At 64.9% G+C, this 23,401-nt stretch carries 20 protein-coding genes; 8 read left to right on the top strand and 12 right to left on the bottom strand.

From position 1 onward, the window contains the following. Positions 1–76: 76 nt before the first annotated feature. On the bottom strand, positions 77–853 hold the full coding sequence (locus tag Q2M23_RS24950) for a tetratricopeptide repeat protein (protein ID WP_141341006.1): 777 nt from the start codon (positions 851–853) through the stop codon (positions 77–79). Positions 854–1,202: 349 nt separating this feature from the next. Here Q2M23_RS24950 and Q2M23_RS24945 point away from each other — a divergent pair, with 349 nt between their 5' ends. Continuing rightward, positions 1,203–1,544: a hypothetical protein gene (locus tag Q2M23_RS24945; protein ID WP_063790074.1), complete on the top strand. Its 342-nt coding sequence runs from the start codon at positions 1,203–1,205 to the stop codon at positions 1,542–1,544. Between the two features lie 93 nt (positions 1,545–1,637). Here Q2M23_RS24945 and Q2M23_RS24940 read toward each other — a convergent pair whose 3' ends face one another. From Q2M23_RS24940 to Q2M23_RS24925, 4 genes are all read right to left on the bottom strand, one after another. Further along, positions 1,638–3,056, bottom strand: a complete 1,419-nt coding sequence (locus tag Q2M23_RS24940; protein ID WP_316397366.1) for an MFS transporter — start codon at positions 3,054–3,056, stop codon at positions 1,638–1,640. Positions 3,057–3,117: 61 nt separating this feature from the next. After that, positions 3,118–4,488, bottom strand: a complete 1,371-nt coding sequence (locus Q2M23_RS24935; protein ID WP_316397365.1) for an LLM class flavin-dependent oxidoreductase — start codon at positions 4,486–4,488, stop codon at positions 3,118–3,120. A gap of 39 nt (positions 4,489–4,527) precedes the next feature. Next, complete coding sequence (locus Q2M23_RS24930; RefSeq protein ID WP_229191158.1) at positions 4,528–5,727, bottom strand: CaiB/BaiF CoA transferase family protein; 1,200 nt, start codon at positions 5,725–5,727, stop codon at positions 4,528–4,530. Next, on the bottom strand, positions 5,717–6,718 hold the full coding sequence (locus Q2M23_RS24925; RefSeq protein WP_229191159.1) for an HpcH/HpaI aldolase/citrate lyase family protein: 1,002 nt from the start codon (positions 6,716–6,718) through the stop codon (positions 5,717–5,719). Before Q2M23_RS24925 ends, Q2M23_RS24930 begins: the two co-directional genes overlap by 11 nt. A gap of 143 nt (positions 6,719–6,861) precedes the next feature. On the opposite strand from Q2M23_RS24925, the gene Q2M23_RS24920 reads away from it, so the two are divergent. Then, positions 6,862–7,761, top strand: coding sequence for a LysR family transcriptional regulator (locus Q2M23_RS24920; protein WP_057016444.1), 900 nt, complete (start codon positions 6,862–6,864; stop codon positions 7,759–7,761). Here the strand turns inward: Q2M23_RS24920 and Q2M23_RS24915 are convergent. The 3 genes from Q2M23_RS24915 to Q2M23_RS24905 form a co-directional block, all read right to left on the bottom strand. Then, positions 7,758–8,315: a flavin reductase family protein gene (locus Q2M23_RS24915; RefSeq protein WP_229191160.1), complete on the bottom strand. Its 558-nt coding sequence runs from the start codon at positions 8,313–8,315 to the stop codon at positions 7,758–7,760. The genes Q2M23_RS24920 and Q2M23_RS24915 overlap by 4 nt on opposite strands. 86 nt (positions 8,316–8,401) lie before the next feature. Continuing rightward, a complete protein-coding gene (locus Q2M23_RS24910; RefSeq protein ID WP_256520413.1) occupies positions 8,402–8,530 on the bottom strand; it encodes a hypothetical protein in 129 nt (42 codons plus the stop codon). Continuing rightward, on the bottom strand, positions 8,520–10,019 hold the full coding sequence (locus Q2M23_RS24905) for an NAD(P)H-hydrate dehydratase (RefSeq protein WP_253590109.1): 1,500 nt from the start codon (positions 10,017–10,019) through the stop codon (positions 8,520–8,522). Before Q2M23_RS24905 ends, Q2M23_RS24910 begins: the two co-directional genes overlap by 11 nt. A 354-nt stretch (positions 10,020–10,373) precedes the next feature. Between Q2M23_RS24905 and Q2M23_RS24900 the strand changes: the two genes are divergently transcribed. Together Q2M23_RS24900 and glnA are read left to right on the top strand one after the other, a co-directional pair. Next, complete coding sequence (locus tag Q2M23_RS24900; protein WP_011441447.1) at positions 10,374–10,712, top strand: P-II family nitrogen regulator; 339 nt, start codon at positions 10,374–10,376, stop codon at positions 10,710–10,712. A gap of 151 nt (positions 10,713–10,863) precedes the next feature. Then, positions 10,864–12,273, top strand: a complete 1,410-nt coding sequence (gene glnA / locus Q2M23_RS24895) for a type I glutamate--ammonia ligase (RefSeq protein WP_028333940.1) — start codon at positions 10,864–10,866, stop codon at positions 12,271–12,273. A gap of 166 nt (positions 12,274–12,439) precedes the next feature. On the opposite strand, the gene Q2M23_RS24890 is transcribed toward glnA, so the two are convergent. Then, positions 12,440–12,703: a tautomerase family protein gene (locus Q2M23_RS24890; RefSeq protein ID WP_316397364.1), complete on the bottom strand. Its 264-nt coding sequence runs from the start codon at positions 12,701–12,703 to the stop codon at positions 12,440–12,442. Positions 12,704–12,855: 152 nt separating this feature from the next. Between Q2M23_RS24890 and Q2M23_RS24885 the strand changes: the two genes are divergently transcribed. Continuing rightward, on the top strand, positions 12,856–13,833 hold the full coding sequence (locus tag Q2M23_RS24885) for a GlxA family transcriptional regulator (protein ID WP_076825317.1): 978 nt from the start codon (positions 12,856–12,858) through the stop codon (positions 13,831–13,833). A gap of 185 nt (positions 13,834–14,018) precedes the next feature. After that, complete coding sequence (locus Q2M23_RS24880) at positions 14,019–15,248, top strand: ABC transporter substrate-binding protein (RefSeq protein ID WP_076825315.1); 1,230 nt, start codon at positions 14,019–14,021, stop codon at positions 15,246–15,248. A 274-nt stretch (positions 15,249–15,522) separates the two neighbouring features. Here Q2M23_RS24880 and Q2M23_RS24875 read toward each other — a convergent pair whose 3' ends face one another. Continuing rightward, positions 15,523–16,590 carry an ABC transporter substrate-binding protein gene (locus Q2M23_RS24875; RefSeq protein WP_316397363.1) on the bottom strand — a complete coding sequence of 356 codons (1,068 nt, stop codon included), beginning with the start codon at positions 16,588–16,590 and terminating at the stop codon, positions 15,523–15,525. Positions 16,591–16,773: 183 nt separating this feature from the next. Beyond that, entirely contained in the window at positions 16,774–19,047 is a 2,274-nt protein-coding gene (locus Q2M23_RS24870; protein WP_316397362.1) for a PAS domain S-box protein, read from the bottom strand. 760 nt (positions 19,048–19,807) lie between these two features. Between Q2M23_RS24870 and Q2M23_RS24865 the strand changes: the two genes are divergently transcribed. Next, a complete protein-coding gene (locus Q2M23_RS24865; protein ID WP_316397361.1) occupies positions 19,808–20,617 on the top strand; it encodes a hypothetical protein in 810 nt (269 codons plus the stop codon). A gap of 592 nt (positions 20,618–21,209) precedes the next feature. Here Q2M23_RS24865 and Q2M23_RS24860 read toward each other — a convergent pair. Then, positions 21,210–21,980 (bottom strand): gamma-glutamyl-gamma-aminobutyrate hydrolase family protein, encoded by a 771-nt coding sequence (locus Q2M23_RS24860; RefSeq protein WP_316397360.1) that lies wholly within the window; start codon positions 21,978–21,980, stop codon positions 21,210–21,212. A 278-nt stretch (positions 21,981–22,258) separates the two neighbouring features. Here Q2M23_RS24860 and Q2M23_RS24855 point away from each other — a divergent pair, with 278 nt between their 5' ends. After that, entirely contained in the window at positions 22,259–23,395 is a 1,137-nt protein-coding gene (locus tag Q2M23_RS24855; RefSeq protein WP_316397359.1) for an AI-2E family transporter, read from the top strand. Positions 23,396–23,401: the final 6 nt, after the last annotated feature.

The following is a 23,401-nucleotide window of genomic DNA, read 5'->3' as shown; positions in this document are numbered from 1 at the left end:
CCGAGCCTTCTTCGAGACCGTCCCGGCTCGAAACACCGCTTAAGCCGGGCGCCGGCGCCAGTTCTTCACGAACGACTCAGTCCCCGCCGAGGAACTTCGCAGCGGCGCTCTGGGAGAAGAAGAAGCGGCCATGAGATCCCGAGGCCATGACGAATGCCGCGCGTCCAAACAGCTGGGGCTGACCGCGCATCACCGAGCGCAGCGCTGCCTCGGCAGCATCGCGCTCCCCCTGCTCGAAAAGGCAGGTGGCGAGGTGGGCGCGGGTTGAGCGATCATCCGGGTATTGCGCGAGCACGCGGCGGAACGCATCCGCGGCTGCGGCGTAGTCGCCACGGAGGATCAGGACCCGCCCGAGCTGGTTGAGAATGTCGGGGCGTCCCGGCGCAGCATCACGTGCCGCCGTCAGGACGCTTGCAGCCCGCGCGACGTCATTGGTCTCCTGCAACAGGCGCCCGAGAGCGAGCTTCAGGTCGGCGCTCTCAGGGGCCAGCGCGAGACCGGCCTCGATCGTGCTGATCGCTTCGTCGTGTTGACCGGCCTTGGCAAGCTGCCCGGCGAGTTCCTGAAAGGACGGAAAATATGGCGGGCGGCGTGCCGCCGTGCGCCGAAGCTGTGCGATGCCGTCGGCGACGCGGCCCGCGCCGCACATCAGCGCGCCGAGCAAAGTCTCGACCTCTCCATCGTCGGTGCGACGCGCAACCCGCTCGAGCGTTGCGATCGCCTCGCCGCCCCGGTTCTGCCCCATCAGGGCATGCGCCAGAAGAAGCGCGGCGTGTCTGTCCGTGCGGTTTGATTTCAGGAGGTTCGTCGCAATCTGCTCGGCCTGAGCAAACTGCTGCGCCCGCAACGCCAAGGCGCCTTGTTGCAGCGCCTGAGCGAGGAAATTGTTCTGCCTGCCACTCACGAGAGGTTTCTGGAGGATCCGAGAGAATGTTGAGGGCCCTAGCCCCGCCATCGCGGGGCGTCCAGCAACAGTCTCGTTAAAACGCGACATGAGGTCAACAGCAGCGCCCCGCCCACCTTCTGGCCTACCCAACGGCCTGATGTCGTCGAGCCCATGGCGATCACATCAATTCGCATCGAAATCGCGAAACGGAACCCGTCAATTCGGGACAAGCGTCGGATAAATCCTGTAGTGTCGGAGTTGATCGGCGTGCCGCCGAGCGAATCTGGCACCATGTGGCTCAGATCGGAGAACAGGGATGGCACAGTGTATCGTCGTCGTTCAATTCGACCTTCCGAAACGAACTGAAGAACAGGCCATCAGGGGTGGCATGGGCACCGCCCCCATTTACCGAAAGCTCGCAACAAAGGGGCTGATCCGCAAAGACTATCTCAATGGAGAGGCCGGTACCGGCGGCGTCTATCTCTGGGAGAGCCGAGAGGCGGCCGAGGCATGGTTTACCGAGGCCAAGATCGTCGAGCTCACCGGACGGTTCGGAGTCCGGCCGCGGCTGACCTGGTACGACACACACGTCACCGTCGACAATCTCAAGGGCGAGACGCGGGTGAGCCAAACCGCGCTGATTTCAGCAGCGGAATGAAATCGACCTGAGGTCAGCGTCGAGCGCCCGCATCTGAGCACAGTGCGGGCGCTGTAACGCGGCCGTTTTCGACCGGGGCCTTTGGCCCGACGCCTACTCCCCGCCTCCGGCAATCCCGCCGGGGCTCGGTTGCAGCTTGCCGCGCGCCTGCGCCGATGACGCTTCGCTGTCCATCGCCTCCGGCCGCAATGCCTCCAGCGGACGCTTGCGGGTCTCGATGCCGAGCACCGCAACCGCGATCGCCTGCACCACCAGGAGCCCGGCCACCACAGAGACGACGCCGGTGACGCCGAACCTGATGAACAGCTCGACCACGATGAACGGCGTCACGATCGACATCAGGCGACCGGCGGTGTTGCAGATGCCGGATCCGCGCATCCTGAGCTCGGTCGGGAACAGTTCGGGGATGTAAAGCCCCCAGGCCAGCGCCAGCATCACCGCCACCGTGAACACGAGCAGGAAGCCGATCACGACGAAGGCGACCGGGTTGATGAACATCGGATAGATCAGCCCGAGCCCGGCCGCGGCGAGCGACAGCACGATCAGCGACGGCTTGCGGTCGATCTTCTCGCCGATCCACATGCCCGACAGCGTGCCGAGCGGGCTGCCGAGCGTCATCAGCATGGTGTAGCCGAGCGATGACGACAGGTTGATGCCCTGCTTGACGAAGAAGGTCGGGATCCAGGCGATGAAGCCGTAGACCGCGGTGTTGAGCCCGATCAGGATCAGGCAGCCGACGGTGGTCCGCGCGATCAGTGCGCGCGAGAACAGGCGCGTAAAGCGAACGTCCGGCTGTACCGGCGCCGGCTGATAGGCCGGGGTCGGCAGGGTCCTACCCTTGCCGACCTCCTGCTCGATCGCCGCCAGCACCGCCTCCGCCTCGGCGCTCTTGCCCTGCGTCTCGAGCCAACGTGGCGATTCCGGCAGCGAGCGCCGCAGGAACCAGACGATCATCGCGCCAATGCCGCACAGCGCAAACATCCAGCGCCAGCCGAGGTGCGGAATGACGACCCAGCCGACCAGCGTCGCGACGAACAGCGCACCATTGGTGCAGGTCGCGAGCGCCGCGCCCCAGCGGCCGCGCTGCTGCGGCGGGATGAATTCGCTGAGCACGACATAGCCGACGACGATCTCGGCGCCGAGCCCGAGGCCCATCACGAAGCGGGCCCCGATCAGCCAGCTCATCGACGGCGCGAGCGTTGCCGCCAGCGCGCTGAGGCCGAAGATCAGGAGGTTGGCCTGATAGGCGAACTTGCGGCCGAAGCGGTCGCCGGCGACGCCCGCCAGCCAGGCACCGATCAGCATCCCTACAAAGGTCGCCGAGATGAAGCGCGCATTCTGCGCGAGGTCCGAATAGCCGGACTGAACCAGTGCGCCGAGAATGCTGCCGGCGAGGAAGATCTCGAAGCCGTCGACGAACAGCCCGGCTCCGATCAGCGCGAAGATCCGGTAGTGAAACCTTGAGATCGGCAATCTGTCGAGCCGGCCCCCCGCGTTAACGCCCTTGGTCACTTCAGCCTCCCTGATTTTGATTTTGTTTTGATCGTTGTCCGCGCCGATTTTTGTGCCCGCGCTATCCGGTCGAGACGCGCGCCTCCTCGTCTGCGCTCGCATGCATGGCTTGCGGCCGCGGCAGGCCGAGGTTCTCGCGCAACGTGTCGCCCTGATACTCGCGCTGGAACAGGCCGCGCCGTTGCAGCTCGGGCACGACGAGGCGCACGAAGTCCTGGTAGGTTCCGGGCACATGGGTGGCGGCGACGACAAAGCCGTCGCAGCCGCCTTCGCAGAACCAGCGCTCCATCTGATCGGCGACCGCCTTGGGCGAGCCGACGAAGGTCGGTAGTTCAGCGAGCGTCCCGCGCCCGCTGAACTGCACGAAGTCCCGCGGTGTCGGATTGGGCTTGCCGCTGAGATTCATCACGCGGTCGCGGATTGCTTGCAGCCCGCTGATCGAGGCCAGCTCATCCGACGTGAACGGCTCGTCCATCGGCTTGGCCGCGAAATCGTAGTTCAACACCTCCGACAACAGCGTCAGCGCATCGATCGGCTTGGCGAGCCGGCTGATCGCCGCGAACTTGTCCTCGGCCTCGGCCTGGGTCTCGGCGACGACAGGATAGACCGCCGGCGCGATGCTGATGTCCCTGCCCGTCTTGGCGAGCGTCCCCTTCAAGTCGGCATACTGCTTCTTCGCGATGTCGAGATTGGGATAGATCACGAAGATCAATTCGCCCCAGCGCGCCGCGAAGGTCTTGCCGCGGCCGCTCTGGCCGGCCTGAATGATCACCGGATGGCCCTGCGGCGAGCGCGGCACCGTGAACGGGCCGCGCGAGCGGAAGAACTGCCCGTGATGGTCGAGCCGGTGCACCTTGGCCGGGTCGGCGAACAGCCCGCTCTCGCGGTCGAAGCTGACGGCGCCGTCCTTCCAGCTGTTCCAGTGGCCGAGCACGACCTCCATGAACTCGTCCGCGCGGTCGTAGCGCAGATCGTGGCTGAGATGCTGCGAGGCACCGAAATTCGCCGCCTCGGAGTCGTTCAGCGAGGTCACCACGTTCCAGGCGGCGCGGCCGTTCAGCAGCAGGTCCATCGTCGCGAACACCCGCGCGACGTGGAACGGCTCGTAATAGGTGGTCGAATAGGTCACGCCGATGCCAAGCCGCTCGGTCGCCAATCCCATCGTGAGCGCAACCGAGACGGGATCGAGCTTCGCCGCGCGCACGCCGTGGCGGATGGTCTCACGGAAATCGTCGCCGAAGCGATCGGGGATCGCGAGCCGGTCGTCGAAGAAGGCGAGATGAAACTTGCCGTGCTCCAGCGTGCGCCCGATCTCCTGATAATAGTCGCGCGAGAACCAGTTCGGCTTCGAGTCCGGATGGCGCCAGGAGGCGGGATAGTTCGAGCAATTCTGGGCCTGCAGGAAGCCGATCAATTTCATCTGCCTGGTCATGGCGTGGTTCCTTCGTGGCCGCGGGAGAATTGGGGCATGTCAGATCACCCCGTCGCTGCGCAGCGCGGCGAGCGCCGCCGCGGTTGCGCCGGCAAGTGAGGTCAGGACTTCGTCGGTGTGCGCGCCGAGCGCGACGCCGGCATGCTTGAACTGCGGCGGCGTGCGCGACATTTTTGGGATCGCGCTCGGCACCGCAATCGGCCCGGCGCGCGAGGGCACCTCAGCGATGTTGCCGCGGGCGCGGTATTGCGGGTCGGCGAAGATGTCACTGATGCTGTAGATCGGCCCGCAGGGCACGTCGTAGCGCTCGCACTCGGCAAGCGCCGTCTCCAGCGGCATGGAGCCGATCCAGTCGGCGACCATCCCGTTGACCTCCTCGCGCCGCGCCAGGCGGCCGGCCATGGCCGCATAGCGCGGGTCGGTCGCGAGATCCGGCCGCCGCATCGCCTGCGCCAGGCGCTCGAACATCTTGTCACTCGAACAGGCCAGCGCCACCCATTTGCCGTCGGCGGTCTGGTAATGGCTGTGCGGCACGACATTGACGGTATCGGCACCGAGGCGTTCGCGGACGAAGCCGGTCTTGGCGAACACAGTCGCCATCTCGTCGAGCAGCCGAAACACCGATTCATAGAGCCCGATATCGACCACCTGCCCGTGTCCGGTGGCTTCGGCATGGCGCAGCGCCAGCAGCACGCCGAGCGCGCCCCATAGCCCGGAAATGTAATCGGCGAGCGAGGTCGATCCCGGCATCACCGGCGCCCGTCCGGCCTCGCCGGCAAGATAAGCGAGCCCGCTGAAGCCGTGCGCGATCCGGGCAAAGCCCGGCTTGTCACGCAAAGGGCCGTCCTGCCCATAGGCGCTGATGCGCAGCATCACGAGTTTTGGGTTGATCTCGCGCAATGCCTCGAAGCCGAGCCCCCATTTCTCCAGCGTGCCCGGCCGGAAGTTCTCCAGCACCACGTCGGATTGGCGGACCAGCTCGCGAAACAGCGCCGCGCCCCGCTCGCTGCGCAGATCGAGCGTCACCGACTTCTTGTTGCGGGCCTCGCTGAGCCAGACATAGGTGTCGCCGCATTCGCTCGGCGTGCCGAACCGGCGCAAGGGATCCCCTGTGCCTGGCTGCTCGATCTTGATCACCTCGGCGCCGAAATCGGACAGCACCGTCCCGCAGAACGGCGCCGCCACGAAGGTCGCGATGTCGAGCACGCGAATTCCGGACAGCGGTGGCTCATGCGACATCGCGCGCTCCTTGCCTGCCCGCCGCCTGAATTGCGTCATGGCGGTCGATGATCGCCTGCGCGCGCTTGAGCACCGCAAGATCGATCAACACGCCGTCCTGCCCGTAGGCACCGTCGCCGCCGGCGCTGGCGGACTGGATCTTGGCCGTGATCTCGCGCGCCCAGCCGATCTCGCGTGCGGTCGGCGAGAACACCTCGTTGGCGGTTTCGAGCTGCGAGGGATGGATCGCCCATTTGCCCTCGAAGCCGAGCGCGGCCGCCCGCGCCGCACTGGCGCGAAAGCCTGCGGCATCGCCGAAATTGGCATAGGGGCCGTCGATGGCACGCAGGCCGTGGGCGCGGCAGGCATTGGCGATGCGGGCGAGCGCGAAGTGCCACTGGTCGTTCCAGTGCATCCGGCGCGCGCCTCCCTCGTCCGCATCGGTGAGCACGGCATAGCGCGGATCGGAGGCGCCGATGATCTCGCCGCAGGTACGCAGGTCGATCGAGTAATCGCCGATGCCGAAGATGACCGCTTCCAGCCGTTCCGACGCCTGCACGATGTCCTCGACATTGGCGAGTCCAAGCGTGGTCTCGATCAGGATCTCGATGCCCAGCGGCCTTGCGCGCGGGAACTCGCGCTCGAGCCCCGCCAGCAGCGCGTCGACGAAACGGACGTCGAACGCGGTGCCGACCTTCGGCACCATGACGAGGTCGAGGCGCGGCGCGCGGCTGACGATCTCGATGATGTCGCGATGCGCCCATTCGGTATCGAGGCCATTGATGCGCACCGCCAGCGTCTTGTTGCCCCAGTCGATCCGGTTCAGCGCCTCGATCGCGATCTCGCGCGCCTCGGGCTTTCGCGGCGGCGCAACCGCGTCCTCCAGATCCAGGAAGATGAAATCGGCCGCGCTACTCGCTGCGCGTTCGAAGAAATGGGTCGAGGTCGCGGGAACCGCGAGTTCGGAACGCTGGACGCGGCGCGTGCGCGGCTTGGTGACGGTGAAGGACATTGGAGCATCTTTTCTGCATCGCGCCGCAGGATCGTCTCCCGCGGCCAACAACAATCATGCTAGATGTCCGACACTGATCTTTCTAACGAGATTATCTTAAGAACTGTTCAGTTCTCCGGGACAATCGTCTGCAGGGCAAAACGATGTCGCAGATCAATTTCAAGCTGCTGCACATGTTCATCGCGGTCGCGGAGAACAAGAGCTTTCGCCAGGCCTCCGAGCAGCTCAACCGCTCGCAATCCGCGGTCAGCATGCAGATCAAGCTGCTGGAGGATCAGGTCGGCGCCGCGCTGTTTCATCGCACGACGCGGCGCGTCGAGCTGACCGCGGAGGGACTGCAACTGCTGACGCATGCGCGGCGCGCGCTCGGCGAATGGGAGAACGGCCTGCGCGAGATCCGTGAGGTCATCGACATCCAGCGCGGCACGCTGTCGCTGGCCTGCGTCCCGACCATTGCCGCGACCATTCTGCCGCAGGCGCTGCACGCCTTCCAGGCGAGCTATCCCGGCATCAACATCAATCTGCGCGAGCTTGCGGCCGAGGACATGCTGGACTGCCTGCGCCGGCGCGAGGCGGATTTCGGCATCGGGCCGGAGACGGACGGCTCGACCGAGTTTCAGTTCGCGCCGCTGTTCAACGACCCGATCTATGCGCTGGCGACAAGAGCGTTTCCGTTTCGCAAGCGCAGCGCTGTCGACCTAACCGAACTGTCCGCCTATCCGATCCTGCTCAACTCAAAATCGGCGGCGCTGCGCTCGATGCTGGAGCGCGCGCTCGCCACGCGCAATCTGCAGATGAAGATCAAGTTCGAGGTCGAGCACAGCTACACGCTGGCCGCGCTGGCCGGCGCCGGTCTCGGCGTCGGCATCCTGCCGAAGGTCGCCTTGCCGCGGCCGGTCAGGAAGACGATGCAGGCGCTACCGATCGTCAATCCGACGCTGGAGCGCACCGTCTGCATCGTCTCGTTGCGCGGACAATCGTTCTCGCCGGCTGCCGGCGCGCTGACATCAGTGATTCACAAATTCCTCAAGCCGCGCCCTTAGGTCCGCCGGGCCAACCCGCAGAACGCGCCACCAAAATAGATCAGCGGCGTCTCCCCCTCACGCAGATGCATCGCGCGGACCGCGCCGACGAAGATCGAATGCGTGTCGTGCGCATGCTCGTCGATCAGCTCGCAGTCGAGCCCGATCAGCGCATCCTTAAGGATCGGCGCGCCCGTGGCCAGCGACAGCCAGCCGTCGGCGTCGGAAAAGCGATCGTCCCGCTCGATGCCGCGGCGGCCGGCGAACACATTGGCCAGCTCGGCCTGGTCGGCGTGCAGCATGTTGACGCCGAACGCGGCGGTGCGCCGGATCAGGCCATGCGCGCTCGCCGAGAGGTTGACGCAGGCGATCAGCCGCGGCGGCGTGTCCGACAGCGAACAGACCGACGTCGCCGTCATCCCCGTTCTGTCGCCCGGCCCGCCCGCCGACAGGATCGTCACCGCGCCGGCGTGGTGGCGCATCGCCGCGCGATAGGACGCGGGGTCGACGCTCCCGTGAGCCGGAGCGGCGGCGGTCCGTGAAGCGGTCGAAAGCAGGCTGGTCGGTGCGTTCATCTGACTGTTCCGGGCGAGAGGCGACGGTTTCGAATCGTATAGGCCAGCTCGACCGATCGCAGAAACGCAAATATCTAACCAGTTGTTCAGATCATCCGATCAATGCCGTCGGGCGTGTGCAGGCCGGCGAGCCACGGCAGCGCCTGATCGAATGCCGCGCGATGCGCGCGCGCGGCGACATCCATGTCGGCCAGCACCAGCCGCCTAATACTCAATCCCGAACTCGTCATAGAGGCGGCGGAACACGGCGGGCAGCACTTCGGTGAGATCTTCGGCGATCAGGCCGGGGCCCGCCTCGCTCGCGCTCTCGCCGTGCATCCAGACGCCGATGCTGGCGGCCTCGAAGGCCGCGGCGCCCTGCGCCAGGAAACCCGCGATGATGCCCGACAGCACGTCGCCGGCGCCGGCGGTGGCGAGCCACGGCGGCGCATTGGCGGCGACGGTGGCGCGGCCGTCGGGAGACGCGATCACCGTGTCGGCGCCTTTCAGCAGCACCACCGCGCCGGAGCGCTCGGCCGCCGCGCGCACGCGCTCGAGCTTGGAGCGGCCGGGATGCTTGTTGGAAATATCGCTGAACAGCCGCGGAAACTCGCCCTCATGCGGCGTCAGCACCACCTGCTGACCGTCGCTAGCCTTGATCGCCTCGAACAGCCGGTCCGGCGCGCCGGCAAAGCTGGTCAGCGCGTCGGCGTCGAGCACCAGATGCCGCTGCGCCGACAGCGCGGTGTGGACGAAGTCACGGGTCCGCGCGCTGACCCCGGCGCCCGGACCGATCACGCAGGCATTGAGGCGCTTGTCGCCAAGCAGCTCGGCGAACTGGATCGGGTTGTCGACTGCGCGCACCATCACCGCGGTCAGCGCCGCAGCGTTGACGGCAAGCGCATCACGCGGCGAGGCCAGCGTCACGAGGCCGGCGCCGGCGCGCAGCGCCGCGCGCGCGGCGAGCCGTGCCGCCCCGGTCGAGGCGAGATCGCCCGACACCACGACGGCGTGCCCCCGCGCGTATTTGTGGCCGTCGATCCGCGGTACCGGAAACGACCATCGCCAGGCCTCCGGCGCATTCTCCGCGGTCAGCGGCTTGATCTCGTCGAGCACCTGCGCGGCGATACCGATGTCGGCGACGCGCACCCGGCCGCAATACATCCGGCCCGGCAGCAACAGATGCGCGGGCTTCTTGCGGAAGAAGGTGACGGTCTCGGTGGCCTGCACGGCCGCGCCCATCACCGCGCCCGATGTGCCGTTGATGCCGCTCGGCAGGTCGACCGCCAGCACCGGCGTACCGTTGGCATTGATCGCGGCGATCATCTCCAGCGGATCGCCCTTTACCGGCCGGTTGAGGCCGGCACCGAACAGCGCGTCGACGATCAGCGCCGGCTTGCCGAGCGCCTGCGGGTTAAACGGCAGCACCGGATATTTCCAGCCCTTCGCCGCCAGCGCCGCGTCGCCTTGCAGGCTGTCGCGCTCGCAGAGCAGGATCACCGAGACCTCGCGGCCGCGCGCGGCAAGCTCGGCGGCAGCGACAAAGCCGTCGCCGCCATTGTTGCCGCGGCCGGCGACCACCACGATCGGCCCCTCCTCGACCAGGTCCATCGCGGCTTCCGCGACGGCCTGGCCCGCGCTCATCATCAGCGCGAAGCCCGGCGTTCCGGCTGCGATGGTCAGCCGGTCAGCGCGCTCCATCTCGGTCGTGGTCAGAACGTCCATGCCGAATCCTCAATCGCTTCGCCTTTTCGAGAGGCAATTCCTGTGACGTTCGCGGGGTTTCTACTGGCCGACTGCATACGGATTGATCTATTTGCCTATTTATTAGGCTTGGATATCATAGCCCATGTGGTTCGATATCAGCCGATTGCCTGTTAAAAGGCTGATAACATTCTGAAATCGGGGACCTTAACAACTTGGCATAGACCCTGCTTTTGAGGAAGCCGCGCGCAAGGCCGCTTCATGCGACCATTGCGCGTGTTTCCGGCCACCGGCCGGAAGCCTTAAGACCAACCAGACTGCGCCCCACGCGCATCGAACTCGACCCTGCAATCTGCAATGCCCGGGAGGCGCTCAGTGAAGAAGATTGAAGCCATCATCAAGCCCTTCAAGCTCGACGAGGTGAAAGAAGCGCTCCAGGAAGTCGGACTGCAAGGCATCACCGTCACCGAGGCCAAGGGATTTGGCCGCCAGAAGGGCCATGCCGAACTCTATCGCGGTGCGGAATACATCGTCGACTTCCTGCCCAAGGTGAAGATCGAGATCGTGATCGGCGACGACCTGGTCGAGAAGGCGATCGACGCGATCCGCCGCGCGGCGCAGACCGGCCGGATCGGTGACGGCAAGATCTTCGTCTCCAACATCGAGGAAGCCATCCGCATCCGGACCGGCGAATCCGGGCTGGACGCTATTTAAGGGCGGTGCTATCCGGATTTTCCGACGGCAAAAGAGAAAAAAGGCTGCTTCGGCAGCCTGATTTCGTTTGTGTAGTCACACGAACTCGCCAAAAGCGGGAATAACGTCGCTCTCCGCTGGAAACCGACCCGCACATCCATAAGGGGTATTCATGAAGACCGCCAAAGACGTCCTGAAATCGATCAAGGACAACGACGTCAAATACGTCGACCTGCGCTTCACCGATCCGCGCGGCAAGTGGCAGCACGTCACCTTCGACGTCAGCATGATCGACGATGACATCTTCGCCGAGGGAACGATGTTCGACGGCTCGTCGATCGCCGGCTGGAAGGCGATCAATGAATCCGACATGTGCCTGATGCCCGACCCGGTCACCGCGACGATCGACCCGTTCTTCGCCGAGACCACCATGGTCATCACGTGCGACGTGCTCGAGCCGACCACCGGCGAGCCCTACAACCGCGACCCCCGCGGCATCGCCAAGAAGGCCGAGGCGATGGTGAAGTCGATGGGCGTGGGCGACACCGTGTTCGTCGGCCCCGAGGCCGAGTTCTTCGTGTTCGACGACGTGCGCTATTCGGCCGAACCCTACAACACCGGCTTCCGCCTCGACTCCTCCGAGCTGCCGATCAACTCGGCGACCGAATATGAGGGCGGCAACCTCGGCCACCGCATCCGCACCAAGGCCGGCTACTTCCCGGTGCCGCCGCAGGACTCGGTGCAGGACATGCGCTCCGAGATGCTCGGCGCGATGGCCAAGATGGGCGTCAAGGTCGAAAAGCATCACCACGAGGTGGCCTCGGCCCAGCACGAGCTCGGCATGAAGTTCGACACGCTGACGCTGATGGCCGACCATATGCAGATCTACAAGTACTGCATCCACCAGGTCGCCCACATCTACGGCAAGACCGCCACCTTCATGCCAAAGCCGGTCTACGGCGACAACGGCTCGGGCATGCACGTGCATCAGTCCATCTGGAAGGACGGCAAGCCGACCTTCGCCGGCAACAAATACGCCGACCTGTCGGAGACCTGCCTGCACTACATCGGCGGCGTCATCAAGCACGCCAAGGCGATCAACGCGTTCACCAACCCGTCGACCAACTCCTACAAGCGTCTGGTGCCGGGCTATGAAGCCCCCGTGCTGCTCGCCTATTCCGCGCGCAACCGCTCGGCGGCCTGCCGCATCCCCTACACCGCGAACCCGAAGGCCAAGCGCGTCGAGGTGCGTTTCCCCGACCCGATGGCCAACCCCTATCTCGGCTTCGCCGCGATGCTGATGGCCGGTCTTGACGGCATCAAGAACAAGATCGATCCGGGTCCGGCGATGGACAAGGACCTCTACGATCTGCCGAAGGAAGAGCTGAAGCAGATCCCGACCGTCTGCGGCTCGCTCCGCGAGGCGCTCGAGAGCCTCGACAAGGACCGCGCGTTCCTCAAGAACGGCGGCGTGTTCGACGACGACTTCATCGACGCCTATATCGAGCTGAAGATGACCGAGGTCGCGCGTTTCGAAATGACCCCGCACCCGGTGGAATTCGAGATGTACTACTCGCTGTAAATCTTACGGCACCGACGACAAGCGAAAGGCGCTTCCACCGGAAGCGCCTTTTGTTTTTGGGTGAGAACGGTGCGTAGGATGGGTAGAGCGAAGCGAAACCCATCGCACCGGTGCAAGCCTTGAGATGATGGGTTTCGCTTCGCTCTACCCATCCTACGCAGGGCAGTTACACCTTCGCCTTGGCGAGCCGCCGTCCGCCGGCGTCGAGCGCGCCGAAGGTGCCGGCGATCATGTCCGGCGTCGGAATCATGCCGCCGAGCAACCAGCTCGCCGGCTCGCCCTCCTCGATCTTGGCCCAGACGTTGCGGCGGAAGTCCGGGTTACCCTGCGCCTCGATCTCGACCATGAGGTCGGTGACGCGCTCCAGCAGCGCCTGCTTCTGCGCGACATCGAAGATGCCGCGGACGGTGGAAATGGTGACGCAAGGCATGGTCTCTCTCCATTGCTGAGGGTGTGACAACGCAGCGAAGATGGACCGGCACGGCCAAATCAGGCAGTGGCCGATCGGACAGAGATCGGGCAATATCTGCCACCGCCCGATTGCGCTGATCGGCTAGCATGACGGCAAATTCCGGAGGTCCCATGAAGCTTGCGATCCTCGCGCTGGAAGGCTGCATGCAATCGGCGGTCGCCGGCATCGCCGACATCCTCACCCTCGCCAACCACGTGATGCAGCTGCGCGGCGGCAAGGCGCGCTTCAGCTGGCAGACGCTCTCGCTCGACGGCAAGGCGGTGCGCGCCGGCGGCGGCAAGTTGCTCGCCGTCGATGGTGCGGTGGGCAGGCGGACGGCGTGCGACGCGATCATCGTGCCGGGCAGCCTGGTCGATCATCTCACCGCCGAGCGCCTGCAACCGCAATATGACCGTGCCGGCGCCTGGCTGCGCCAGCAGCATGCCAGCGGCCGGCTGATCGGCGCATTCTGCAGCGGCGTGCTGCTGCTCGCCAATGCCGGCCTGCTCGACGGTCGCCGCGCCACCATCACGTGGTGGCTGCAGAGCGAGCTGCGTCGCCGCCATCCCAAGGTTGATCTCGCCGGTGATGCCGTGATCACGCAGGCCGATCGCCTGGTCTGCGCCGCTGGCCCGATGTCGTGGGTCGATCTGTTGCTGCGGCTGATCGAGCTCGTCGAAGGCGCGGAGGTCGCAAAGGTTTGCGCCGACTATGCGGTGATCGACACCGCGCAGCGCACCCAGGCGATCTTCATGCCGCTCGGCTACATGCTCGGCCAGGACCCGCTGCTGATCAAGGCGGACATGCTGGTGCGCCGCACCGGCAAGACCCCGATCACGGTGCGCGGCCTCGCGCATGCGCTCGGCCTCAGCGAACGCACACTGAACCGCCGCTTCCGCGAACTGACCCACGAGCCGCCGCAGGCCTTCATCATGCGCCGCCGCGTCGAGCACGCCCGCACGCTATTGGAAACAACGGCGCAGCCGATCAAGGCGATCGCCCGCGCCACCGGCTATGAGGACGAGAGCAGCTTTCGAAAGGCCTTCCGCAAGCTCACGCTGACATCGCCGCAGGCCTATCGCGCGCAACGATCGATGCGCGCGGCCTGATCGCGGGAAGCCCCGGAAGACTACGGTCAGCAACGCTGACGAACCTGATGACGTGATGCGAACCGCACACAAGGTTGTGTTTCCGGGATCGACAACGCCTGGGCTCGGGTGTTCACTGCCGGCAAGGACCCGAAAGCGGCTTCCGATAAAACACACATTCATTTTTCTGCATGGGGAGAAACGAGATGTCTTTCGTCGCTCGACGAATGGCGGCGCTTTCGACCGCCATCACCATTCTCGCTGTCTGTGCTGGCAGCGCATTCGCCCAGAAGAAATACGACACCGGCGTAACCGATACCGAAATCAAGATCGGCAACATCATGCCCTATAGCGGGCCGGCATCCGCCTACGGCACCAGCGGCCGGGCCCAGGCGGCCTATTTCCGCAAGATCAACGCCGAGGGCGGCATCAATGGCCGCAAGATCAACTTCATCTCCTATGACGACAGCTACAGTCCGCCGAAGACGGTCGAGCAGGCGCGCAAGCTGGTCGAAGGCGACGAGGTCTTGCTGATCTTCGCCTCTCTCGGCACGGCATCCAACGGCGCGATTCAGAAATACATGAACGTGAAGAAGGTGCCGCAGCTGTTCATTCAGACCGGTGCCACCAAGTGGAACGATCCGCAAAGCTTCCCATGGACCATGGGCTGGCAGCCCAGTTATCAGAGCGAGGGACGGATCTACGCCAAGCACATCCTGAAGGAAAAGCCGGGCGGCAGGATCGCGGTCCTCTACCAGAACGACGATTACGGAAAGGACTATCTCAAGGGCCTGAAGGACGGCCTCGGCGACAAGGCGGCGTCGATGATCGTGATCGAGGATGCGTATGAGGTGGCCGAGCCGACGATCGACACGCACATCGTCAAGATGAAATCGATGAATGCCGACGTATTCGTCGACATCGCCACACCGAAATTCGCGGCGCAGGCCATCAAGAAGGCGGCCGAGATCGGTTGGAAACCGCTGCACATCCTCAACTCGGTAGGTTCCTCGCTCGGCGCCGTGATCCAGCCTGCCGGCTTCGAGAACGCACAAGGCATCATCTCGGTGGCCTACCTGATGGATCCGCTCGATCCGCAATGGAAGGACGATCCCGGCATGAAGGCGTTCGACGAATATCTCTCCAAATATTTCCCCGAAGGCAATCGGGCCGACAGCCTGATTGTGACAGGGTACAATGCGGCTCAGACGCTGGTTCAGGTGCTTAAGCAGTGCGGCGACGATCTCACGCGCGCCAACGTCATGAAGCAGGCCGCCAACCTGAAGGCCTTCCGCACCACCAACCTGCTGCCCGGCATCACAATGAACACCAGCCCGATCGATTTCGCGCCGATCAAGCAGATGCAGCTCAGACGACTCAAGGGCGAGCGATGGGAGCTGTTCGGGCCGATGCTCAGCGCGGAAGTGGGAGGTTAGCCGACCGCAGCCCCTCACTGCGCCGCCCGGCGGTCCGAGCGTTATCCGCGTCATTGCGAGGAGTTCGCGACAAAATTGCAAAGCAATTTTGCGCTGAATCGGCGAAGCAATCCACCTCTCCGCGTATCCGGAAAGATGGATTGCTTCGCTTCGCTCGCAATGACGCTAGTAGCCTTGGATCTGTAGGATGGGTAGAGCGCAGCGAAACCCATCATCTCGCCCCCTGAACAAGCGATGGGTTTCGCTTCGCTCTACCCATCCTACGGAGCTTGACCTACACCCGGAACAGCTTCGCGTACCTCGCCTTGATCTCCTCCGACTGCACCTGCACCTGGGCCGGATCGGCCTTGAGCATTTTCAGTTTGTCGAGCGGCACGTGCCCGGCCTTCTCCTTCACCTTGGCGTGGAACGAGCGGTGCGCGAATTCGTCGGCCAGCATCTGCTGCGTCTCGGCGCTGAAGAAGTAGCTCTGGAACAGCCGCGCCGCATTCGGGTTCGGCGCGTTCTTGAAGATGCCGCTCCGGACGATGATCAGCGGCGCGCCCTCGGCGGGATAGACCACCTCGACCGGCTTGCCCTGATCCTTGGCCAGCACGAGGTTGTAGTCGTTGCCATCGGCCATCACCGCGCGCTCGCCGAGCAGAATCTTCTTCGGCGGATCGGCCGCCGACTGCACCTGCATCACGCGCTGCTGCGACAGCTTCTCCAGATACGGCCAGCCGAGGTCGCGTGCCAGCACGAAGGTCGCGGTCATGATCGCGCCGGAATAGCTCGGGTGGCCCTTGACGATTTTGCCGCGCCACTTGGGATCGAGCAGGTCGGCGTAGCTCTTCGGCGCCTCCTCGCGCTTCACCTGCTCGGTGTTGTAGCCGATTACCTCGAACCAGGCGCAGGATGTCGCCGAGGTGCCGTCGGGATCGATCTGGTCGGCCGGAAAATGCCTGGCGACGTCCTCCGGCACATAGGCCGCGAGCCAGTCGTTCTTCTTCCAGTCGAGGTAATGCGCGGGATCGGTGGAATTGGCGACGTCGACGGCGTTGATGCCGCTGCCCTGCTCCTGTGCGATGCGCTGGAAGATACGCTCCGCGCCCGAGCGCTCGACGCGGACGCTGATCCCGGGATATTTCTGCTCGAAGTCACGCGCGAGACGCTCGGCCGTGTTCAGCTCCAGCGCGCTGTAGAACGAGATCTTGCCTTCCTTCTTGGCGGCTGCGATCAGCTCCGGCGTCACGGCTTCCGCCGGCGGCGCCGCCGCGCGCAGCGGCTCCGCGAATACCATGCCGGCGGCGGTGGCCGCCGTCACCTTGAGCCAGTCGCGCCTCGACCATTGGCGGTCCTGCATTCCATACTCCCTGAAATCGGGCCGTTGACCGGCCGCGCCTTTGTCGCGGGAGCTTAGCGCGTAGGAGGGGTAGAGCGAAGCGAAACCCATCAAATAGCGGCCACATCAGGGATGATGGGTTTCGCGCAGTTTATCATCGGGCCGCGCGTTGCGGACCCGTTGGCATCCAGGTCACGCCACGGTCTACGTTTTCGCGGGCGGATTCTCGCGCAGGAAGCGTTCGAGATCGGGCTGCACGGAATAAGGCTGCGGAACCGGATCGCCCTGAAAGTCGACCTGAAGATCGAGGCAGCGCCGCAGCATCCGCGCCAGCTCGCCGCGCCGATAGGGCTTGGTCAGCAGCGGAATGCCGTGACCGCCACGCCCCTGCTGTGCGGGCAGCACGCCGTCGCTGTAACCCGAGGTGAACAGCACCCGCAGTGCCGGGCGCCCGGCCATCAGCGTCTCCGCCAATTGCCGGCCGTTCATGCTGCCGGGCATCACGATATCGGTGAACAGAAGGTCGAACGCGGTGCCGCGTTTGACGATTTCGAGCGCAGCGTCCGCGTTCGCAGCGACCAGCACGTTGTAGCCGAGGCTTTCGAGCTGGCCCGTGACATAGTCTCGGATCGTAGGGTCGTCCTCCACGCACAGGACCGTCTCGTGGCCGCCCCTGACGGGCAGATCGTCCTCCTCCACCGCGCGCTGCGCGGTACCGTCGGCCTTCGGCAGATAGATCCTGAAGATGGTGCCGCGCCCCTGCTCGCTCTTGACCTCGATGCCGCCGCCGCTTTGCTTCACGAAGCCGAACACCATGCTGAGCCCGAGCCCGGCGCCCTGCCCGACCTCCTTGGTGGAAAAGAACGGATCGAAGATCTTCTCCAGATGCGTCGGCGAAATGCCGGTGCCGGTATCGGTCACCTCGATCACGAGATGATCGCCGGCGCGCTCGACGCCGCACGCCACGGCGTCGGGAATCCCGAGCTGGATGTTGCGGGTCGCAAAGCTCAGCGTGCCGCCGTCAGGCATGGCATCGCGCGCATTGATGGCGAGATTGACCAGCGCAGCACCAAGCTGGCTGCGGTCGACGAAGGCGAGCCAGGCGTTGCGGCCGAGCTCCGTCCTGATCTCGGTCTGCGAACCGAGCGTCTGCGACAGCAGCCGGACCACCTCGCCGACCAGGTCGTTGACGTCGGTCTCGCCGGGCTGCAGCGGTTGCTTGCGCGCGAATGCCAGGAGGCTCGAGGTGAGCTGCGCGCCGCGATCGGCGGCATCGCTGATCAGCTTGGCGATTGCGGCGAGTTGCGGGTTGTCCTTGACGCCGTCGGCGAGGATCTCGATCGTGCCGGTGATCACGGTCAGCATGTTGTTGAAGTCGTGCGCGATGCCGCCGGTCAGCCGCCCCAGCGATTCCGACTTCTGCGCCAGGATCAACTGCTCCTCGGCGATCCGGCGCTGGCTGACGTCCCTGACAAAGGAATTGATGATCCAGCCGTCACCGCGGCGCAGCGCGTTGAGGGACACCTCGACATAGAACCGGTGACCGTCGCGGTGCAGGCACGCCGTTTCATAGCGCATGCCCATGCCGCCGGCCGCGGTCTCCTGCAGGAAGCGGGTGATCCGCTGCCGGTGCGCGAGGCGCAGCTCCTCCGGAAACACCAGTTCGACCACCCGATAACCGACCGCCTCGGAGCGCGTCCAGCCGGTCAGCACCTCGGCCTGCGGGCTCCAGTCGAGAATGACGCCGTCCTGGTCGGTCTGGACGAAGGCGTCGAGCGCGGTCCTGACGATGGCTTGCGCCATCTGCTCGCTCTCGACCAGCGCCTGGTGTGCCCGACGCTGCGCGGTGACGTCGTGCAGTACGGCGACCGCGCCCCGCAGATTGCCGGTATCGTCGCGCAGCGGCCGCGCGTTGACGACAAGGAAGACGGCCGGTTGCGGCGGTTGCGGTTTGACGATCAGCTCGAAATCGTCGACGTCATCGCCGCGCAGCGCACGCGCCATCGGCGTGTCCGGGATCGGCATCACGGTGGTGCCGTCGGCATAATAGTTCTGGAAGGTGCGAACGCCGGTCAGGGTATTAAAACCGGGTTCGACACTATACAGCCGTCGCGCCGCGGCGTTGACGATCACGATCATCCCGTGCTCGTCGGCGACCACCACCGGATCGCGGATGCTCTCGACGGTCTTCTCCAGCAGGTGCTGCCTGCTGCCCAGCTGCGCCGACAATTCGGCAAGCGTCGCCGCGAGCTGAGCGGTCTCGCGGTCATCGCTTGAGCCGAGCGAGACCTGCTGGCCGCGCGACAACGCCTCCGCCGCCCGCACCAGCTGGGCGGGCGTCCTGGACAGCGATCTCGCAATCACCTCAGCCGTCATCAATACCACCGCAACCGCGCCACCCGCGAGCAGAACGCCCGGCCAGGTTACGCCATGGATGAAGCCCAGCGCGAGCAGGAGCGCGGCGACGGGAAACAACATCCCCATCGCCAGACGGCCCGACAAATTCATCCCGACCAACCCCTCGTGTCGGCTGCACCCGAAAATGGAAAAGGAAAAGCAGTATTCGGAAAGGGTCGTCGGCGCCGGAGCAAATATCCCTGTTGCTTAGCCGAGTCCGGCGCCGCAATCCGCCACTATCGTATCCGTATTAGTACGGAGGAAGGCCGATTCCGGCGCACGCGCAATACCGGAAGTATAGCTGCGACCTGTCGACCAGCGGTACATCTCGCCGGCAGCACAACTCAACATACCGAGAATTTGCAGGAGGGCCCCGGAGTACATGTTTGGCGCCGTGGTCAGCCGTCGGCCGAACGCGCCAGGCGGGATGCCGACATGGTCGCTCGCCAAACATGGACCACTCCCGCGTTTCTGGGTCCAGCCCAGCCCTCGCCGGCGCTTGGCGACGCTCTCAACGCCGACTTACGACACCTCGAAGTAACGTGCCTCGGCTGCGAGACGCATCGTGAGGCGGCCGAACAGGACCTCGATCCACGAGCTCGAGCGCCCCGTGGCAAGCGGTGTTCCCGATTGCGGACGAACAATATCTCGGCCAAAATCGTCGGGACAGTTCAGGAAGGATGAGCTTACAAAAAGAGAGACGATGTGACGTGCAGGCCGCATCCTCATCCCTCGTAGGCTTAAGCTGCAAATACCGATCTGGGTCCCGTTGAATGTTAGCGCGCCGAAGAGCGGATCTGCTCTCAAGGCGGGTGACCTTGCATTTGCTACGGAGCACAAAATGGATTCCATGCTGAATGACAGGGTCGCGGAAGGGCGGCTCGTGAGCTTGGAAGAGCAGCTTTCGAACCTCGCGCGCGAAGCAGGAGTCAGCCCTTCCGGCCCGCCGACCGGCAAGAAAGCGCTTCACGCGCCGCTAGAAGCGGTTCATCGATTGGCGGATTGGCGCCACCTGGCCATTGTCGGTTCCGTGCTGGCAGCATGCATTGGTGGCGCTGCTTGGTGGTGGTCGTCACCCAGCGATACGGCGATGGTGGCCTCCCCTGGCCACTCCTCACCTCCTGCGCAAACCCCGTCGAAGGACGCCGCGCCGAAAGACGTTGCGCCGACTGCCGCCGCACTTTCTTCCGACTTGGCGCAGCAGCTTCAACCGATGGCGCGCGATCTCGCTGCCTTGAGGCAAGCGGTCGAACAGCTTGAGGCGAGGCAAGAACAATTGGTCCGCGACCATAAAAATGTCGCAAGCCAACTCGAGGCGAGCCAAGCAGAAATGGCACGCAGCAAAGATATCATCGACCAGATCAAGGCGACCCAGGATCAGATGGCTCGCGAAAGCGAGACGGTCACCGAGCGGCTCAACGCAAGCCAGGACCAGCTGGCCGGTGTCATTGCCAACGCCGCAGAGCCGAAGGTGAGCCCCGAACAGCCAAAGGTAAGCCCCGAACAGCCAACGGTAGCCCCGGAAATACCACTGCCGCGTCCGCGGCCGTCGACCGATGTTGCCCAGGCGCGCAAACCGGCGCCAACCCCGACGCGGCCGCACGCCACCAGCAAACCGCAACCGCCGGCATGGCCATGGTCAGTGCGCTAATGCCGTGACGTGCTGCTTCCTGCGTGCCGTCGACGAACTCAGGACGTCACGAACGCAAAGTGTGTTGTCCCCGCAACGTCTCAAGAGTTCCGTTGAGCATCGCACCTGTTGGGACTTCACTGTGTGGCAAATTCCCCGTTTAATAAAGGCGGACCTGAGGCAAAGATTTTACCACCAAGACGTTCATTTAAGATCAGGTTCAAGAGGCCGCTGACCAGCGCCAGCGGCCTCTTCGTGTTGCTTCATTGATCGCAAAGTGCAGGTATCGGCCGTTGCCGCTAGGAACGATCTACTCGCCTGCCGCTCGGCTCCCATCGATTGGCCAAGGAAAGCCCCGCGTCTTTCATGGCTTCCCGAACCGAGGTTCGACAAACCGACCCGACGGACAGGCGACGCCACACCTTTGGTGTCGTCCCTGCGAAGGCAGGGATCCATAACCACCGACGGTCCTTGTTGAGCAGTGCCGCAACGACGAGTCCCCCTCCACAACAACCGCCGCGGAGCATGGGTCCCTGCCTTCGTAGGGATGACAGCGCGTTTTTCGGAGACGACGTCGTGATTAACGCGCAGGGACGGTGGGGGTGAAACCGTCCTACGCCGCCCGCCGCCGTTCGCGCAGCGCGTCGCCGAAGGCTTCGAACAGGGCGCGGTTGATCGGATTGCGCTGCGGATCGTATTCGGCGTGCCACTGCACACCCAGCGCAAAACCCGGCGCATCGGCGATGCGGATCGCCTCGATGGTGCCGTCCTCGGCGATGCCCTCGATCACGACGCGCTTGCCGGGCTCGAGGATGCCCTGACCATGCAGCGAATTGACTCGAATGGTCTCCCGGCCGAGGATTTTTGCGAACGCGCCGCCCGGCGTCAGCGCGACGTCATGACGGTCGGCGAACACAACGGTCGGGTCAGGATGGATCTCGCCGTTCTCCAGCCGCGGCATCCGGTGGTTCATGCGGCCCGGAATCTCGCGGATCTCCGGATGCAGCGAGCCGCCGAAGGCGACGTTCATCTCCTGCAGGCCGCGGCAGATACCGAAGATCGGCACACCGCGCGCGACGCAGGCTTCCGACAGTGCCAGCGCAACGTCGTCGCGGTGGATGTCGTAGGGCTCGTGGGCGGCGCAAGGTTCGGAATTGAAGCGGGTCGGATGAACATTGGCGCGGGCCCCGGTCAGCACCACGCCGTCGACCACGTCGAGCAAGGCACTGACCTCGGTGATTTCGGGGCTGCCGGCGAACATCAGCGGCACCGCGCCCGACACCTCGGCAACCGCGCGAAGGTTGCGCTCCCCGACCATCTGGACTGTGAAACGATTTTCGATGCGATGGGCGTTTCCGATCACGCCGACCACGGGCCGTCTCATTATTGAAGTCTCGCGCAATGATTCTTCTAAGTTTGCGACGTTGCGGAGACGATCATGCCTTCGAGTTCCCGCCGGATCAACTGTCTATATCTGCACAGGGGGGCTTGCAGTCCTGCACAGATTCGCGCCCCTCGGGACCCAAAGCCGGCCAGATGCCCACCGATCGCGCCCGGCCCCGCACCCCGTCAGCGGCGAACCGGCACGGCCCCGCCAGCTTGATCCCGGCGGGGTTTTCGCCAAAGACTGCTCGAAACACCGTCGCGAAGGGGGAATCACCCGTGACAGACTCGGCTGACAATCGCCTGAAGGCCCGCAACGACTTGGCATGGGCGATCGCCGTCGGCGGCATCGGCGTGGTGCTGTTCGCTGCCCTGCTGACCTTCGCCTGGCATTTTGCCGCGACCTTGTTCCTGCTGTTCGCCGGCATGCTGCTCGGGGTCGCCCTCAATGCCATGACCACCCTGCTCGGCCGGCTGACCAAGCTGCCCCACGCGTTGCGGCTTGCGATCGTCTGCCTGGCGATGGCCGGGCTGCTGTCCGGCATCGTGTTCCTCGGCGGCACCACGATCGCGCAGCAGGCCACGGTGCTGAGCAACACGATCAAATCGCAGCTCGGCAGCGTCAAGGACTTCCTCGAACAGCACGGGGTCGACACCAGCTATCTCGATTTCACCAATGCCGCGGGCGAGGCAAAGGGCGAAGGCACCGCCGTGACGACGACGACAACGACGCCCCCATCGTCGCAGTCCCATGGCATCCCCGGCGCCGGCGCGCTGGCCTCAAGCGGCGGCGCCATCATCAGCCAGACGCTGAAGGTGCTACTCGGCACCGTCAGCGTCGTCGGCAACTTCTTCATCGTGCTGTTTCTCGGGCTCGCCTTCGCGGCCCAGCCCAGCATCTACCGCGCCGGGCTGTTGTTCATCGCGCCGGTCAAGTACCGCGCGCAGGCGACCATCATCGTCGACCGCATCGGCGAGACGCTGGAGCGCTGGCTGATCGCGCAGATCATCACGATGACGGCGGTATTCCTCGTCACCTGGATCGGGCTTGCCATCATCGGCATTCCGAGCTCGTTCATCCTCGGCATCCAGGCCGGCCTGCTCGCCTTCATTCCGACGGTCGGCGCGATCCTCGGCGGGCTGATCGTGGTGCTCGCGAGCCTTGCGACCGGATGGATCGCGGCGCTGTCGGCCTTCATCCTGTTCCTCGGCGTCCACGCGCTGGAAAGCTACGTGCTGACGCCGATCATCCAGCGCCAGGCGCTCGACATCCCGCCGGCCACGCTGTTCGCGTTCCAGATCCTGCTCGGCGTCGTGTTCGGCATCTGGGGGCTGGCGCTGGCGCTGCCGCTGATGGCGATCGCCAAGGTGATGATCGACCACTTCAAGACGGAGGATCCGGCGCGGGCCGCGTGACCGCAC

Origin of the sequence: Bradyrhizobium sp. 33ap4 (assembly GCF_032654765.1) — a bacterium.
Classification (GTDB): domain Bacteria; phylum Pseudomonadota; class Alphaproteobacteria; order Rhizobiales; family Xanthobacteraceae; genus Bradyrhizobium; species Bradyrhizobium australafricanum.
This window is presented reverse-complemented; position numbering and strand designations above follow the sequence as displayed.

Excerpts from the sequence above, each read along its gene's own strand:
- Q2M23_RS24945 (WP_063790074.1), top strand. The coding sequence starts at position 1,203 with ATGGCACAGTGTATCGTCGTCGTTCAATTCGACCTTCCGAAACGAACT.
- Q2M23_RS24935 (WP_316397365.1), bottom strand. The coding sequence starts at position 4,488 with ATGACCAGGCAGATGAAATTGATCGGCTTCCTGCAGGCCCAGAATTGC.
- Q2M23_RS24930 (WP_229191158.1), bottom strand. The coding sequence starts at position 5,727 with ATGTCGCATGAGCCACCGCTGTCCGGAATTCGCGTGCTCGACATCGCG.
- Q2M23_RS24925 (WP_229191159.1), bottom strand. The coding sequence starts at position 6,718 with ATGTCCTTCACCGTCACCAAGCCGCGCACGCGCCGCGTCCAGCGTTCC.
- Q2M23_RS24920 (WP_057016444.1), top strand. The coding sequence starts at position 6,862 with ATGTCGCAGATCAATTTCAAGCTGCTGCACATGTTCATCGCGGTCGCG.
- Q2M23_RS24915 (WP_229191160.1), bottom strand. The coding sequence starts at position 8,315 with ATGAACGCACCGACCAGCCTGCTTTCGACCGCTTCACGGACCGCCGCC.
- Q2M23_RS24905 (WP_253590109.1), bottom strand. The coding sequence starts at position 10,019 with ATGGACGTTCTGACCACGACCGAGATGGAGCGCGCTGACCGGCTGACC.
- glnA (WP_028333940.1), top strand. The coding sequence starts at position 10,864 with ATGAAGACCGCCAAAGACGTCCTGAAATCGATCAAGGACAACGACGTC.
- Q2M23_RS24890 (WP_316397364.1), bottom strand. The coding sequence starts at position 12,703 with ATGCCTTGCGTCACCATTTCCACCGTCCGCGGCATCTTCGATGTCGCG.
- Q2M23_RS24885 (WP_076825317.1), top strand. The coding sequence starts at position 12,856 with ATGAAGCTTGCGATCCTCGCGCTGGAAGGCTGCATGCAATCGGCGGTC.
- Q2M23_RS24880 (WP_076825315.1), top strand. The coding sequence starts at position 14,019 with ATGTCTTTCGTCGCTCGACGAATGGCGGCGCTTTCGACCGCCATCACC.
- Q2M23_RS24875 (WP_316397363.1), bottom strand. The coding sequence starts at position 16,590 with ATGCAGGACCGCCAATGGTCGAGGCGCGACTGGCTCAAGGTGACGGCG.
- Q2M23_RS24870 (WP_316397362.1), bottom strand. The coding sequence starts at position 19,047 with ATGTTGTTTCCCGTCGCCGCGCTCCTGCTCGCGCTGGGCTTCATCCAT.
- Q2M23_RS24865 (WP_316397361.1), top strand. The coding sequence starts at position 19,808 with ATGGATTCCATGCTGAATGACAGGGTCGCGGAAGGGCGGCTCGTGAGC.
- Q2M23_RS24860 (WP_316397360.1), bottom strand. The coding sequence starts at position 21,980 with ATGAGACGGCCCGTGGTCGGCGTGATCGGAAACGCCCATCGCATCGAA.